The 15476-nt window shown below is 62.5% G+C and carries 15 protein-coding genes and 1 tRNA gene; 4 read left to right on the forward strand and 12 right to left on the reverse strand.

From position 1 onward, the window contains the following. Positions 1-149 precede the first annotated feature (149 nt). Positions 150-226 (forward strand) — tRNA-Met (locus GY40_RS21860). A gap of 295 nt (positions 227-521) precedes the next feature. On the opposite strand, the gene GY40_RS21865 is transcribed toward GY40_RS21860, so the two are convergent. Beyond that, complete coding sequence (locus GY40_RS21865; RefSeq protein ID WP_038367004.1) at positions 522-1163, reverse strand: TetR/AcrR family transcriptional regulator; 642 nt, start codon at positions 1161-1163, stop codon at positions 522-524. A gap of 110 nt (positions 1164-1273) precedes the next feature. On the opposite strand from GY40_RS21865, the gene GY40_RS21870 reads away from it, so the two are divergent. Next, positions 1274-2464 carry an HlyD family secretion protein gene (locus tag GY40_RS21870; protein ID WP_051988407.1) on the forward strand — a complete coding sequence of 397 codons (1191 nt, stop codon included), beginning with the start codon at positions 1274-1276 and terminating at the stop codon, positions 2462-2464. Positions 2465-2495: 31 nt separating this feature from the next. After that, positions 2496-4085: an MDR family MFS transporter gene (locus GY40_RS21875; RefSeq protein WP_038367007.1), complete on the forward strand. Its 1590-nt coding sequence runs from the start codon at positions 2496-2498 to the stop codon at positions 4083-4085. 281 nt (positions 4086-4366) lie between these two features. Here GY40_RS21875 and GY40_RS21880 read toward each other — a convergent pair whose 3' ends face one another. Continuing rightward, positions 4367-4777, reverse strand: coding sequence for a winged helix-turn-helix transcriptional regulator (locus tag GY40_RS21880; protein WP_038367010.1), 411 nt, complete (start codon positions 4775-4777; stop codon positions 4367-4369). 102 nt (positions 4778-4879) lie between these two features. Here GY40_RS21880 and GY40_RS21885 point away from each other — a divergent pair, with 102 nt between their 5' ends. Beyond that, positions 4880-6001 carry an NADH:flavin oxidoreductase gene (locus GY40_RS21885; RefSeq protein WP_038367013.1) on the forward strand — a complete coding sequence of 374 codons (1122 nt, stop codon included), beginning with the start codon at positions 4880-4882 and terminating at the stop codon, positions 5999-6001. 203 nt (positions 6002-6204) lie between these two features. Here the strand turns inward: GY40_RS21885 and GY40_RS21890 are convergent, their stop codons facing one another. The 10 genes from GY40_RS21890 to GY40_RS21930 form a co-directional block, all read right to left on the reverse strand. Beyond that, the gene (locus GY40_RS21890) at positions 6205-7257 is read right to left on the reverse strand and encodes a Gfo/Idh/MocA family protein (RefSeq protein ID WP_038367016.1); all 1053 of its coding nucleotides are present in this window, start codon (positions 7255-7257) and stop codon (positions 6205-6207) included. A gap of 1 nt (position 7258) precedes the next feature. Further along, a complete protein-coding gene (locus tag GY40_RS21895; RefSeq protein ID WP_051988408.1) occupies positions 7259-7633 on the reverse strand; it encodes an SDR family oxidoreductase in 375 nt (124 codons plus the stop codon). Positions 7634-7717: 84 nt separating this feature from the next. Next, a complete protein-coding gene (locus GY40_RS21900; RefSeq protein WP_038367019.1) occupies positions 7718-9031 on the reverse strand; it encodes an extracellular solute-binding protein in 1314 nt (437 codons plus the stop codon). 54 nt (positions 9032-9085) lie between these two features. Continuing rightward, positions 9086-9253: a hypothetical protein gene (locus GY40_RS27755; RefSeq protein ID WP_156116041.1), complete on the reverse strand. Its 168-nt coding sequence runs from the start codon at positions 9251-9253 to the stop codon at positions 9086-9088. 72 nt (positions 9254-9325) lie between these two features. Beyond that, positions 9326-10147, reverse strand: coding sequence for a sugar phosphate isomerase/epimerase family protein (locus GY40_RS21905; RefSeq protein WP_038367022.1), 822 nt, complete (start codon positions 10145-10147; stop codon positions 9326-9328). 124 nt (positions 10148-10271) lie between these two features. Beyond that, a complete protein-coding gene (locus tag GY40_RS21910; protein WP_038367025.1) occupies positions 10272-11072 on the reverse strand; it encodes an SDR family NAD(P)-dependent oxidoreductase in 801 nt (266 codons plus the stop codon). A 129-nt stretch (positions 11073-11201) separates the two neighbouring features. Then, positions 11202-12719 (reverse strand): UxaA family hydrolase, encoded by a 1518-nt coding sequence (locus GY40_RS21915; protein WP_038367027.1) that lies wholly within the window; start codon positions 12717-12719, stop codon positions 11202-11204. A 117-nt stretch (positions 12720-12836) separates the two neighbouring features. Then, positions 12837-13514 carry a DUF4286 family protein gene (locus GY40_RS21920; RefSeq protein WP_038367029.1) on the reverse strand — a complete coding sequence of 226 codons (678 nt, stop codon included), beginning with the start codon at positions 13512-13514 and terminating at the stop codon, positions 12837-12839. Positions 13515-13619: 105 nt separating this feature from the next. Then, entirely contained in the window at positions 13620-14627 is a 1008-nt protein-coding gene (locus GY40_RS21925; protein WP_038367259.1) for a Gfo/Idh/MocA family protein, read from the reverse strand. 34 nt (positions 14628-14661) lie between these two features. After that, positions 14662-15423 carry an SDR family NAD(P)-dependent oxidoreductase gene (locus GY40_RS21930; protein WP_038367031.1) on the reverse strand — a complete coding sequence of 254 codons (762 nt, stop codon included), beginning with the start codon at positions 15421-15423 and terminating at the stop codon, positions 14662-14664. Positions 15424-15476: the final 53 nt, after the last annotated feature.

Raw genomic sequence — 15476 nt, forward strand, 5'->3', positions numbered from 1 at the left:
CGGGCCTGTCAAGGATATCCCTCATCACAATCGATAAATCGCATAACGCGGCGGTCGACACTTGTCGCCGCCGCGTTACCGTTTAAAGCCCAAACCGTCCCAGGACAGGCCGCATCGCCCATCCAGGACGCCAAAGGCCAAATCATTGACGCGGGGTGGAGCAGCCCGGTAGCTCGTCAGGCTCATAACCTGAAGGTCGTCAGTTCAAATCTGGCCCCCGCAACCAACGATACTGACAAACCCGTCGCTCCAGCGGCGGGTTTTGTCGTTCTAGCAGCCTGCCAACCGCTTGCTGCCAGGTCCAAGCGAGGATCGTGCCGAGCTCCCCGTGCAGCGTCGCAAACATCTCGCCCCGCTCCCGCCCCCGGCGTCAGCACGATCGCCGCGATCAGCACCCACACCGCTCCCGCCCGCCTCAGGCCGCGCGGCGGGCATGGTTCATCAACGCCGGGCGCAACAGGTTGCGGGACAGCGTTCATCAGCTTGGCCAGGAGATGACACGCTTAGCGTCGCGGCCGGCATTACGCCTTGCAGCCATTGTAGAAGACATCCGCACATTGTCTCGCCCGTAGTGCAATCTCATCGCGATGCGGAGCGCTTCGCTGCCCCATCATCGCAGTGCGCTGCGGCTCCATGATCATCATGCCGCGCAGCAGGCCCGAGGTGATATGGACATCGTCAAAGCGCAGGAGACCTTTGTCCTTCTGCCTCGTCAGCCAGGCTTCGATGATGCCGTTCACGGGCATGATGGCTGACTGGTAGAAAGCCCGTGCGACCTCGGGAAACCGCTCGCACTCGCTGATGACGAGCCGCGTGATCGCGATGGTCTCCGGGCTCAGCGTCAGGACGCCGAATGCAAACAGGATGTGCTCAAGCGCGGCCCGCGGATCGTCACTGACGTCGTCGACCACGTCGAGCAGGAAGCGGCCAATGCGGTCTTGGATCGTGCGCTCGAACAATTCCGCCTTTGTGGCGACGAGCTTGTAGAGCGTCTTGGTCGAGACGCCGGCGCGCTGCGCCACCGTCATGATGCTCGTGCCGGCATAGCCCTTCGACTGAAATTCGCGATCGGCCGCTTCGACGATGAGATGGAGCGTGTCAGCATCGCACCGCTTCTGGGGGCGTCCGCGGGACCGCTTCACCGTCTCGTGATTTTGGCGCATGACTATTTTCCAAAATTTCGTTGACACACGCAGTGTAAGGATTATTTGGAAAATAGCAATTTTCTAAATGACGAAGCGCCCGATCGCGACGCCCAATAGGAGCTGGATCGATGAGCACACATGAAGATCGCGTCAAGGCCGAGCGGGCCGTGCCTGGCGAGCGGGTTGTCCCGGCGACCACGGTTGAAAAGCCGGCCGATTCTGCTTTGTCGCCGCCGCCAGGGGAAAAAACTCACAGCAAGCACGGCCTGCGCCGCCTGGCGCTGGGAGGTGTCGCACTGATCGCGCTCGTGGGCATCGGCTATTGGGGGCACGGGTATTGGACCGTCGGTCGCTTCCAGATCTCGACGGACGATGCCTATGTGAAGGCCGACAGCACCACGATTGCTCCAAAGGTCTCCGGCTATATCGCCGAGGTGCTGGTTCGCGACAACGAGCCGGTCAAGGCCGGCCAGGCCCTTGCCCGGATCGACGATCGAGACTTCCGCGTCGCGCTTGATCAGGCAAAGGCCGACGTCGAAGCGGCCCGAGCCGCCGTTGTCAGCAAACTGGCCCAGCTCGAGGCCCAGCAGTCAGCGATCGATACAGCCAAGGCGACGGTCGAAGTCGACAAGGCCAACGCGAACTTTGCCGAACAGGACAACGAGCGCTACGCGAACCTCGCCAAAACGGGCTATGGCTCCGTGCAGAACGCCCAGGCGGCGGTCGCCAAGATTTCGGCGGCACGCGCCGCGATCGACCGCGATGTCGCTTCGCTCGCCCAGGCCCAAAAGCAGGTTGATCTGATCAAGGCCGACCTGGCCCAGGCGAGGGCCACGGTCTCCCATGACGAAGCCGTTCAGCGCCAAGCCGAACTCAACTTGTCCTATACCGCCGTTCTGGCCCCTGTGGACGGCATTGTCGGAAACCGGACGCTTCGGGTCGGCCAGTATGTCCAGGCAGGCACGCAGTTGATGGCCGTTGTCCCGGTCGCGAACGCCTATGTCGTTGCGAATTTCAAGGAAACACAGCTGACCAATGTGAAGCCCGGTCAGAAAGTCGAGATCGAGGTCGACATGTTCCCGGGCGTCACGGTGGAGGGGCATGTCGACAGCATCGCTCCGGCCAGCGGCCAGGAATTCGCCCTGCTTCCGCCCGACAATGCGACCGGCAACTTCACCAAGGTCGTCCAGCGCGTTCCGGTCAAGATCGTCCTCGATCCCGACCACAGCCTTGCCGGCAGCCTGCGACCTGGCATGTCGGTCGTTCCGACGATCGACACCAAGGTTTCCAAGAACAATTCAGTGGCGGACGCGCGGTAATCCGCGCGCCCGGCTTGCGAGGAGCTGGGCCATGTCTACGCAAACGCCGGCCGTTGCCCCATCGACCCCGTCAACCGGGGACAAGGCGAGCTTGTCGACCTGGATCGCGATCACGGCCGGCGCCATCGGCGCCTTCATGGCGATCCTGAACATTCAGATCACCAATGCCTCGCTGCTCGATATCGAGGGCGGCATCGGCACCGGCATCGACAACGGCGCCTGGATTTCGACCTCCTACCTGATCGGCGAGATCATCGTCATTCCGCTGACGAGTTTTCTCAGCCGCGTCTTCTCGTTCAAGCTCTACATGATCTGGAGCACGATCGCGTTCGCCCTGTTCTCGATGGCCTGCGCCTTCGCCAGCAATCTCGGCGAGATGATCGCCATGCGCGGCCTTCAGGGCTTTGCCGGCGGCGTGCTCATCCCGATGGCCTTCACCATGGTCGCGACCCGCCTGCCGAAATCGCAGCAGCCGATGGGCCTGGCCATGTTCGCGCTGGCGGTGACATTCGCTCCGGCGATCGGGCCGACGATTGGTGGTTACCTCACCGAGAACTATGGCTGGCAGACGATCTTCTTCATCAACACGCTGCCCAGCGTCGCGATGGTGGTTGCGCTCTCGCTGACGCTCGAAAAGCAGCCGTTACAGCTGGGCCTTCTCAAGGAGGGCGACTGGGCTGGCATCGCGACGATGGCGATCGGCCTCTCGGCGCTGCAGACACTGCTCGAGGAAGGCAACAAGGAGGACTGGTTCCAGTCGACCTTCATCGTCCGTCTCGCCGCGATCGCCGCCGCGTTTTTGGCGGCCTTCGTCTGGATCGAGTTGACGGTCAAGAAGCCGCTTGTCGATCTCTCGCTGCTGAAGAACCGCAACTTTACGGTCGGCACGCTGTCGAACGTCCTGGTCGGGTTCGGCCTGTTCGGCTCGGTCTATGTCCTGCCGCAATATCTCGGCCAGGTGCAGGGTTATAACGCCGAGCAGATCGGCATGGTCCTGGCGTGGACCGGGCTTCCGCAGCTTCTCCTCATTCCGCTCGTCCCGATGCTGATGAAGCGCTTCGACATCCGCTACATCACCTTCGTCGGCATAGCCCTGTTCGCCGGCTCATGTTTCATGAACACGCATATGTCGCTGAATTATTCCGGTGACCAGCTGTTCTGGCCCAATGTCGTCCGTGCCGTCGGCCAGTCGATGGTGATCACGCCGTTGACGGCGATCGCGATGATGAGCATCCAGCCCAGGGACGCGGCAAATGCATCGGGCCTGTTCAACATGCTCCGCAATCTTGGCGGCGCGGTCGGCACGGCCGTGCTTGGGACGATCATCACCAAGCGGGAGCAGTTCCATTCAAACATCATCGGACAGGCCGTTACGCCCTTCCGCGACGAGGTCCGGGGCCGCCTCGACCAGATGACGGGCTACTTCATGTCGCACGGCGTTTCCGATCATGCGGCGGCCCAGCGTCAGGCGGTCATCGCGCTGGGCAAAACGGTGAAGCGGCAGGCGTTGGTCATGGGCTTCAGCGACACCTTCGCGATCATCGGCGTCATCCTGGTCATCGCGGCGGTTGCGATCCTGTTCGCCCGAAAAGGGCAGGGCAGCTCGGCTGCGGCGCACTGATCACCACAACCAACGCCAGCCACCGCGCACCGGCAAGCTGTCTCCACAGTTGGCGCGAGTGTCGCGCAGGCCAAAAGCACCCGCGCGATGTGGCGCTCGATATACGAGCGCGACATTGGCGTCGGTGCTTGCCGAGACGACGGCGACGTTTCGAGACCTGACGGGCAAGGCGCCACGATCGGTCGGCGCGTGGCTGCGCGAGAACATCGCGGCTTTTCGAAAGCCCTGATTGCCATGCCGCCGGTCCAGCGGCCGGGGGTATAAATGCCGAGGTTGGAAGATCAGACAGATCGGGAAGCCGACGATGCTTCGTGCGGCGCCGGTCGGCCGTTCATGGCATCGAACGCCTGTCGCGCGGCATCGACCTCCGGCAGCTTTTCGAGCGTCCATTCGTGCAGCGCCCGGAACGGCTGCTGCAATGTGCGACCAAGCGGCGTGATCTGATACTGCACCGCCACTGGGGACAGCGAGATGACCTCCCGCGAGATCAAGCCGTTGCGCTCCATCCGGCGAAGGCACTGGGTAAGCGCCTTCTGGGTGACGCCTTGCAGCCGGCGACGGATGGCGTTGAACCGCTGCGGTCCATCGTCGAGCACAACCAACACCATCATCGACCACTTGTCCGCGATCTGATCGAACAAGGCCCGGCTAGGACATGCCGACGAGAAGCAGAGGGGTTCCAATTCGAGCATCCAGGTTTCCTTCGATATACCAGGGCGACTTCAAGTGCCTAATTGACGCTAGGTATACGAGTTATACTTAGGCGCTTCATAGTTGGAAATGGAGTCCCTGACATGCCTCATCGTGATACCAGCAGCTTGTTCCGTCCTTTCAGCGTCCGGTCGCTCGAACTGAAGAACCGCATCGTCATGGCGCCGATGACACGGCTTTTTTCCCCTGAAGGCATTCCGGGGCCGGCGAGCGCTGCCTATTATCGCCGGCGCGCGGAAGGCAATGTCGGGTTGATCTTGTCCGAAGGAACGGTGGTCGACCGCCCGGCATCGCGTAACGATGCCGGAATTCCTTTCTTTCACGGCGACAAGGCGCTGGCGGGGTGGAAGAATGTGATCGATGCTGTCCACGATGCGGGTGGTCGCATGGGCCCGCAAATTTGGCACACCGGCGCAACCCGCTACATCAACGGCTGGGAGCCCGATGCGCCGGTGGAGAGCCCTTCCGGTCTTGATTCCCCGGGCGACCCGCGCGGCGTCTCTATGAGCGAGGAGGATATCGCCGACACGGTCGCAGCCTTTGCCAAGGCGGCGGCGGACGCGAAACGGATGGGGTTTGACACGGTCGAGATCCACGGCGCCCATGGATATCTCATCGATCAGTTCTTTTGGGCGGGCACCAATCTGCGCACCGACCGCTATGGCGGGCTCACGATAAAGGACCGCTCGCGCTTCGCGGTGGATATCGTCGGCGCGGTGCGCGAAGCGGTGGGGCCCGATTTCCCGATTATCCTGCGTGTCAGCCAATGGAAGCAGCAGGATCTCAGCGTGCGCCTCGCCGCCTCCCCAACGGAGATGGAAAACTGGCTGCGGCCGCTGGTCGAGGCGGGGGTCGATGTCCTGCACGTTTCGCAGCGCCGCTTCTGGGAGCCGGAATTCCCGGAGATTGACGGCGAGAACGGGCTCAACGGCGCAGGCTGGGCCAAGAAGGTGACCGGCGCTGCGACGATCGGTGTCGGATCGGTCGGCCTCGACAACGATGTTGTGAACAGCGCCTTCGCCGGCAAGGGATCAACTTCGGCCAGCCTGGATCGCCTTGTCGAGCGACTGGAGCGGGACGAGTTCGACTTGATCGCTGTAGGCCGGGCACTGCTGAGCGATCCCCAGTGGGTGGCGAAGGTCGAACGAGGCGATCACGGGGCCTTGAAGGGGTTCGATGCCGCGTCCCTGGCCGAACTGGTATAATGGTTGCCGCGGGCGGAGGCGGGATTCGTCTCCGCCCGTGTGGCTCACCAAACATCGAAGCCGGCGCGGCCACATTCGCCGCGATGCCGTCATTGCGATGACCTATACCTGGAACGATCGCGCCCGCTGCCTCGAGTTCTCGGACCAGGGGGCTGATCCTTACCTGGGGCGTGGTCTCGGAACAGGAGGCTTCCGTAAGTGGCTCAGCCCTGCTCAGGAACGATCGTGCGATTCTCGGACGCGGACAGGAGGATCGCAGAGGCCGCCGCGAGCGTGCGGAGACCGTCTTCGCCCGAGCAGACGGGTGCGGCACCGTCGCGGATCACAGCGCAGAAATGCGTCAATTGGGAATGATAGGCATCCGCCGGCGTGACGAGGCGTTCCTCGGAGATCGATGTGGCATTCCAACTCGGTTCCTCGCCCGTGGCATGGCGCCAGATCCTCAGGTCGGGGAACTCAAGCGCCGCTTGGGTGCCGAGAAACCGCGTCGAGTTGGCTCGGCTCATTCGGATCGCCGGGTTTTCACCGGAGTTTGCGTCCCAAGACCAGGGCGAAGGCGCTGCGTCGCTGGCCGTGACCGTCGCCAGCGCTCCGGTCTCGAAACGGATCAGGACAGCGGTCGTGTCCTCGATCGCCAAGCCGCGACCCATATTCCCAACATGGGCAGTAACAGCCGAAATCTCGCCGCAGAGATGGCGCAGCAGATCGATGTCGTGGATGAGATTGGTCAGCACCGGGCCGGCGCCGGGTTGTGTGCGCCAAGGCACCGTGAAATAGGCGTCCGGCTTCCGCACGGCCCAGAGCATGTTCACGGCGAGCAGACGCCCCAGCTCGCCGCCGCCGATGATTTCGCGGGCCGCCGCCACAATCGGATTGTGCCTTCGGTGGTGGCCGACGAGGAGTGAGACTCCGTTCGCCTCTGCGACGTCGATAATCCTGCGTGCCGACGGGACATCCGCAGAGATTGGCTTTTCGACCAGGAGATGCAGCCCTGCCTCCGCTGCGGCCACGCAGATCGACTCGTGCAGCGGAGTCGGCGTCGCGACGATCACGGCCTCGGGCCGGATTGCGGCAATCATGCTCTCGATGTCGGCAAAGACGGGCACGTCAAGTTCGCCGGCCAGAGCAATCGCTGCAGGCGCAGGATCAACGATCGCACGGAGCGTGGATTCGGGATGGCTGGCGCATAACCGGGCATGGCGCTGGCCGATCGCTCCCGCGCCGATGACCGCGATCTGGACTGGAGGCCGTTCCATCTCAGTGGGTCGCCCGGCCGCCGGCCGCGTCGAAGGTGAAGCCCGAAGTGGTGAGATCGATGCGGATCACATTGTCCCAATGCTCCGGCGGATAGTCCTCGACCCGGTGGATGGGGCCGTTGATCCCGACATTGTTGATCAGAATGTCGACGCGACCGAGCGCAACCAGCGTCTCGCTGAAGGCGGCCGCGGCCGCTGCCGTATCGGCCACGTCGACGACGCGTCGGTCTACCGCCGCTATGTCGAAGCCTTCGAAGGAGCGATCCCAGATCGAGACACGGCAGCCGCGATTCAGCAATTCCTTGACGATGGCGAGACCGATGCCGCGCGCGCCGCCCGTGACGATCGCGGTCTGGCCAGCGAATTCGGTTGTCATGACCTTGAAGCTCCCATTGACCTGGCCTGGGTGGGCTGGCTGCGGGAACCGGAGCGCGAGCACACCGGATCCCGCCTGTGATCGCTACCGCGCCTTCTTCAGAGCCTCGTCGTATTTGGCGACGATTTCGGTGTAGGCGTCCTCGGCTGTGCCATTGCGCAGAATCATTCGCACCGTGGCGTCGCCGATGATCTGGTTGAAGGTCGAGCTGATCACGGAATAGTTGACCATCTTGCCGCGCGCCTTGATCAATTCGGCCCAAGCGAGTTGGTTGGCCGCCTCCGGCTGCTTGAAATAGGGCGCCTGATAGGCAGAGGCGCGCGATACCACCTCGCCACCTTCGGCTGCGATTGCCTGCGCTTCGGGACTGGTCATGAACTTCGTGAAGGCCCACGCCGCCTCACGCCGAGGAGAATTGGCGTTGACGACGATCTGGAAGCCATAGGTCACCATCTTTCCGGCGGGCGCGAAGGCGGGCGGCGGCGCCCAGGCGAGGTCGTTGCCGGCTCCGCCGGACTGGATGGCGCGGAAGCGGAACAGGCCGAAGGTTCCCTGCGCGATCGTGCCGGCTCGCAGGCCGTCATGGGTTTCGCTGTACCCGAACTGCGCGTTTGTCGGCGGCGTCGCCTTGCACTTGCCGTACATGTCTCGAATGGTCTGGAGAGTCCGGATCACGGCCTCGCGCGGCGCCTGGAAGGCGCGGCCGTCATCCGCGAAATAGTCACCGCCTGATTCCGTCACCATCGAGCTGAAAAGGTTCTCGGCCAACGCCTGGGCGCCCCCGACACCGCCGCTCGATCCGAGCGGAATGGCATAGCCTGTGACGCCGTCCTTGTTCAGCTTGCCGCCGGCTACGCACGCCTCGTCCCAAGTCTTCGGCGGCGTGACACCGGCTTTATCGAGCAGGCTCTTGCGATAGAGCAGCACAGGGATACGGTAATCCTGCTGTATTCCATAGATCTTGCCGCCGACTTTGGTCTGGGCGAGCGGAATCAGCCAATCGGTCTCGCTGACGTTGTCGCGCTTCAGCAGGTCGTCAAGCTGCAGCACCGAGCCCGTGGCCACGATTTCCGAAATCGACCAGTTGGCGAAGCGGGCAATATCTGGCGAATCCGACTTGCTGCGAAGCGCCCGCGCCGACGCGCTTTGGGTGGGGTCGATGACAACCTTGACCTTGATGTTCGGATTGGCCTTCTCGAAGGCCTCGATCATCCGCGTCTGTGCCGCGGCGCGCGGATCGGCCCTGTTGTTGGGGTCGAGGAAGGTTGCGTAAGCAATCTCGACCTGTTGGGCATGGGCAGGGGCAAGGGCGCCCAGCGTGAGCACGATCGATGAGGCAAGCAGCGCGAATTGGCGGCGGCTGGCACGCGAATTTTTTGTCTGGATCGATGTCGTCATGGTTCCCCCTCTTTCGGTCTGGTTTCTCGTTGGCGGTGGTCGGCATGGGCATCGCTATCCCTTCACGGGACCGGCGGCAGCCCGCCAGAGAACCCGTGCCGGGCGAAACTGAAGAAGGTGATCACCGGCAGCGAGCACCTCGTTGACCAGTGCGACCTGCAGCTTCCCGCTGGCGTTTCCGGACGCGAATACCGCGACCGCGATGTCGTCGGCGCTGCTCAAGGCAACATGCTGTCAATTCGCAGCGCATGAGGGAGCTTTCGCCGACACGAACGCCGCGATCAGGACTGACTGCTACCGGCCGAGGGATTGCAGATTCCAACCCCGCTTCTTCAGCTCCGCGATGCCCGTGTTGATCGATCCCAAAGGCTCATCCTCGCGAATGATTTCGAGGACCACGTTTTCGACCTTGCAGGTAGCGTCGACGGCTTTTGCCAGCTCCACAAAATCGACCACACCCGTGCCGATCGGATCATGGCCCCATTCCTCGAGGCCCGTGTCGGAGATATGGACGAGCCCGATTGCCGAATGCCCGGACAGCAGGGTCGAGACGGGATCTTCCTTGATGTACGCCGCGTTCGCGACGTCATAGACAATCTTCAGATTTTCACTGTTAACGTCTTTTACGAGCCCGAGCATTTCATCGAATGTCGGCCTGAAGCAATAGGGCGTGTTTTCGAACAAGAGGCGGACGCCAGCCTGCTCGGCCCGCGGCAACAGAACGTCCAAGCTTTCGTACAGCCAGCCAAAAGTCTTCGGAAGCGATGGAGAAATCATCGGGCGCCTTGTGCCCGGCGAGATGACCACTTCGGCTGCGCCCCAATCGTAGGCCAGCTCGATCACAGCCTTGATATGATCCGTGCTCTTGCGTCTCATATTGGCTGCGGGGCTAGCGAGGTTGATATCGAAGCCACCGGCGTTGAGACACCGCACGCTCGCGCCGCAATCCTGCAAACGCTTCTTTCCGTCCGAACGCACCGCCCGCGTCATCTCGTCCGGCCAACAATGCGGCGAACTGATCGGCACCTCGAACACATGGTAGCCGTGCCGGGTAAGCTCGCACATCGCATCCACCGCCGTCGCGGACCAGATGTATGAAAACGTATTGATGATCATTTTATAAGAACTCCCTAGACGCTCGTTGTTTTTTTGAGGACGGACTGGACCGATCCGATCTCAAGAGGCTGACAACAACAGTTGATCTCAGCCTCTTGAGGCGATTGAGCCAATAAATCCTCGGTCAAGCGCCTTGAGGCGTTGAGCTCGGGCGGCCAGGAATGTGGCTGAGAATCGACTTGGTAAAACCACCGTCGACGCAGAGATCCTGACCCGTGATGTAACTCGATAGCGGGCTGATCATGAATTCGATCGCATTGGCGATATCTTTCGGGTCACCGATCCGGGAAAGCGGGATCAGCGCCTCTCTTGCCTTCTTGATCTCGGGGTCGGCGTACATCTTCGCTGACATGGGGGTGTGCGTCATGCCGGGGGAAACGACGTTGACGCGAATTCCGTCTGGCGCCCATTCCAGGGCGAGCGTTTGCGCAAGCATCCTGAGCGCAGCCTTGGTCGGGCTGTAGGCGCCCGATCCCTCGTGCGGTACCTGCCCTGACATCGAAGACGTGAAGCAGGCTGCGCCGCGGCTTGCTTTCAGATGAGGGTAGGAACTCTTGGCGAGCAGCCAGGCGCCGCGAAGGTTGATGTCGAACATCCTGTCCCATTCGGCAACCGACAGGTCACAGATTTTCCCGGGGCTCGCGACGCCGGCATTGCAGACGAGAGCGTCGAGCCCGCCGAAAGCTGCCACCGTCGCTTCCACAAGCTTGGCGGCAGCGTCGACACCGCTGAGATCTCCGGACAAAGCGACGGCCTCGCCCCCCATCTCCCGCACCGCACGGGCAACCTCCTCCTGCGGTTCAGAATCCTCTCGACCACAGACTGCGATCTTCGGACGCTCGCCTCTCGCAAGGGCGGCTTCAGCGATGCGCAGGCAAACCGCCGCTCCGATCCCGCGGCTTCCGCCGCTCACCAAGGCTCTCATCGATCGTTCCTCCTGTTAAAATCGGGTCTCGTCGCCGCGAAGCCCATCCAATCCCGGGGCTTGTGGCGTTTGGTGCAGGGTCCAGATCGCGTCGTGGCGATCTCTCTCGACATCCGTCATGCCCGCTATTCAGACGGTGACGCCGAGCGGCCACGGAGCGAACTCGGCCGATCCGAAATCGAACAGCTCGCTCTTGGTGCGCTCGCCGGAGGCGACCCGCAGAATGAGGTCGAAGATCCGCTGCCCGGATTCCGGTACGGTCTCCTCGCCCTCGAGGATCGTGCCGCAATTGACGTCCATGTCCTCCTCCATGCGCCGGTAGAGAGGAGTGTTGGTGGCGATCTTGATCGACGGCGCCGGCTTGCAGCCAAATACGCTGCCGCGCCCGGTGGTGAAGCACACCACGTTTGCGCCGCCGGCCACCTGACCGGTCGCCGCGACCGGATCGAAGCCCGGCGTGTCCATGAACACGAACCCCTTCGCGGTCACGGCTTCCGCGTATTGGATCACGTCCACGAGGTTGGTGCTGCCGGCTTTGGCCATCGCACCGAGCGATTTTTCGAGAATCGTCGTCAGCCCCCCGGCCTTGTTGCCAGGAGACGGGTTCGCATTGATCTCCGCCCCGTGCTTGCGGGTGTAGTCCTCCCACCAGGACATGAGGCTCACCAGCTTCTCGCCGACCTCCCGGCTGACGGCGCGACGGGTGAAGAGATGCTCGGCGCCGTATGTTTCCGTCGTTTCCGACAGGATCACCGTGCCGCCATTGCGCACGACGAGATCGCTTGCGACGCCAAGGGCAGGATTGGCCGAGACGCCAGAATAACCGTCCGAGCCGCCGCATTGCAGTGCGATCTTGAGCTCGCTTGCGGGAACGGTCTCCCGATGCACATGGTTCGCATCGGCGAGAACCTCCCGCACGAAATCCATGCCAGCCTCCACCGTCTTGCGGGTGCCGCCCATGGCCTGAATGTCCATGTTGCGGATGCGGTCGGTCAGATTGTGCTCCTTCAGCATCCCGCTGATCTGGTTCACCTCGCAGCCGAGCCCGAGCACGACGATGTGAGAGAAATTGGGGTGGCGCGCATAGCCGGCGAGCGTGCGCCGCAGAAGCTGCAGGGGCTCTCCTTCGGCCATGCCACAGCCGGTCTTGTGCGTGAGCGCAACGACGCCATCGACATGCGGATAGTCGGCGAGCGGCTCGATCCCGAGAAGGGGATGCCGCTTGAATGCATCGGCCACGAGCCCTGCGACATGGGCGCTGCAATTCACCGAGGTGAGGATGCCGATGTAGTTGCGGGTCGCGACGCGGCCGTCCGGGCGGCGAATGCCCTCGAAGGTGGCGGGGACTTCGACATAATCCGTGGGCTTTGCGTCTCGGCCGTAGGCATAGTCCTTCGCGAAATCGCCCATTCCCATGTTGTGAACATGGACATGGTCTCCAGGGGCGATAGCGGTGGTCGCAAAGCCGATCACCTGATTGTAGCGGCGAACGGGCTCGCCTTGAGCGATCGGGCGCGCAGCGGTCTTGTGTCCTGCAGGAATGCGAACGGAGGTTCCGACCCCGTCCGCAATGGGCGTATCAGCCAGCAACGCCGTGCGCGCAATGACGACGTTATCGTCGGTGTGAAGGCGTATCACTGGGTGCATCGTCCCGGCTTCCTGTGTGTGAAACCGCGCGTCGACCGTGGCAGGGCGCGCCGTTCTTGCTGGTTGGGCCGTATCGTTGGGAGCCGGCCCTGGCGCCCTAAGGGCGGCGATTTGGCCTCATCGGTTGCCGACGAGGTCGAATTGCAGGCGGTAGACTCCCTGCAGGGCTTCCTGAGCGCCCAGATCAGCCAGCACCGCGGGGCTCAGATGAGTGGACAGGACATGCTCGACCGCCTCCTGCGTGGCTCCTTCCACGATTAGGACCCAACGAGGAACCATGTTTGCGGCGCGCCCGCGCTGCTCGGCTGTCTTGACGTTGCTCGCGCTCTCATCGGCCCGGCAGATATGCGCTGCGGAGATCGCGGCTGTTTTCGCCACCTCGGGCAGGATCGCTTCGGAGACCGTCTTGAGAATTTTCGGATCCTGGCCTGGTTCGCAATCGAAGCGGATCGTCCCGATGAAACCACCCGACCCCGCGCCGAGCGAGACCTCGACATCGCACAGCGAGCGAGCGGTGTTCCTGAAGTGCTGGACCGAACGTGTGGTCCACTCGGTCGGGCTGTTCAATCGCGCCAGATAGTCCGCTCCGGTGAGCACGGACTTGTCTTCAACCTCGTAGAGCGTGAAGTACTCCGGCGTTCCCGACAAGGCGATATAGCGGCGCCCGCGCAGAAAGCCGGGTATGCCGACCCGCTCCGGAATATGCTCGCGGTCGTGCCATTCGTAGAAATTGGCGCGCCCCTCGTCAGTGATATCGTTCCAAATCGCGATGACGCCGGATCCTGACAACGACATGGGTGTTTCCTCTTTCGTCTGTTTCCCGTTCGGCTCGATCGATCTCAGGGGTCGACGAACGCGCTCAGCATCGCAGCGGGTCAAAGCCGCTCGGGGGGAGGGGCCCTATGGGGCATGCTCGACTGTTTGGGGGGCGCCGCCATTGGCTGCGGAACGGTATGCTGCCTCAAGGACAGCCATCGCGTGTTCGGCTTCGCGCAGACCTGCGAAAGGCGGCCGCCCCTCGGCCAGATCTGCCCAGCTGCGCCTCAGGAACACCGGGTAATAAGCGTCGGTGTTGTACTCGACCGTCGTGGACTGTCCCGCCGCCTGATCGTGTGCCTTCAGATAAAGTTGGTCGGCATAACCCCGTATGTAGGAGGTGCTGTGCGAGATGGAGAACGCGAAGTCGCGCTGATCCTCTGCCGTCGACGGATACAGGTAGCCCGTCTCGATCACTCCGATCTGGCCTGCCGCAGTTTGACAGGTGAGCACAGCCTGCTCGTCGACCGTGACGTCGGGTCGATATGTGCGTGCCTGGGCTGAAACGTGAGTGATCGGGGCGCCCGTCAGAGTCGCGATCAGGTCGATGAAATGGATGCCGACATTCAGCAGTGACCCACCGCCAGCCTGCTGCTTATCCAGCATCCAGCCGCACCCATTTCGCTCATAGCGCTCGACCGGCCCAACGACGAACCGGAACGAGAGGTGCTGAAAGCCCTCCGGCGTAAAGCCTTCGGCGGGCGACAGCCGCGCGGCCCAGTCGCTCACACGATTGATGAAGGGAACGCTGACATAGACGCCGCGCTGCTCCGCCAATTGCCGGATTCGACGAACTTCCTGCAGATCGAGCCCGCAGGGCTTCTCGATCAGAAACGGAATACCACGCTCGATGAGCCGCTCGGCCAGTCCCGCCATCCTGGAATGACGGCTGAACACCAGGGCAAAGTCGAATTCCTCTTCGAGAAGCTCTTCATTGGAGTCGAAGAGCTTGCAGTTCAGTTGTTGCGCGAAACGAGTGCCGGCAAACGCTTCACTGTCCGAGATCCCCACGACCTCGATGCCAGGGTCTCCCAGCGGCGAGAGATACAGTGGGAAATGCCAGTGGCTGACGTCAAATATGGCGATCTTCATCGGAAGCTCCGTGACAACCCGGGTGTCGAGGCACTCAATCCATGTAGGAGCCGCCATTGACGCTTAAGGTCTCTCCGAAGACGTAGCTCGCGTCGTCAGACACGAGGAAAGCCGTGGCCCGCGCGATCTCCTCTGGGCGACCAAGGCGGCCGGCGGGAATGCGCGAGATGGTCGTCGCCTTCATCTCGCTGCTCATCTCATCGCTGAGCTCCGTGGCAACCAATCCCGGCGCGATGGCATTGACGTTGATGCCAAACGGGGCGGCGTAGAGCGCGAGGGACTTCGTCAGGCCGATAATCCCAGCCTTGGCAGCGGTGTAATGCGCATTGCCGATAAAATCGCCGCGCTTTCCGGCCACGGAACTGATGTTGACGATCTTCCCGTACTTCTGCTCCTTCATGCCGGCGAGCACGGCCTGGCAGCAATTGAACGAGCCTTTCAGATGGATGTTGAGCATCCGGTCCCATTTTTCGGGGGTGATTTCTGGAAAGCTCACAAAATCGCCGATGCCGGCGTTATTGATCAGGATGTCGACCCGGCCGTGATCCCCCCGGATCCTTCGGAAGGCAATCTCGACCTGGTTCGGGTCGGCTACGTCAAAAGCGATCGCACTGGCGCTCTCGCCTCGAGCCCGCGCGGAGGCGGCTGCCTCTTCGGCCAGTTCGAGCGTGAGATCGTTGACGACCACATGAGCGCCACGGCCGGCGAGCACGTCGGCGATGGCTTTTCCCAATCCGCGGCCGGCGCCGGTGACCACGGCGATCTTTCCCGACAGGTCCTGCTGAATTGACCTCATGGTGGCTCCCAGGCTTCCTTGGCGGGTTATCGGGCCGCGAAGTTTGCGAAAAC

Source organism: Allobosea sp. UNC402CLCol, from assembly GCF_000745475.1.
Classification (GTDB): domain Bacteria; phylum Pseudomonadota; class Alphaproteobacteria; order Rhizobiales; family Beijerinckiaceae; genus Allobosea; species Allobosea spartocytisi.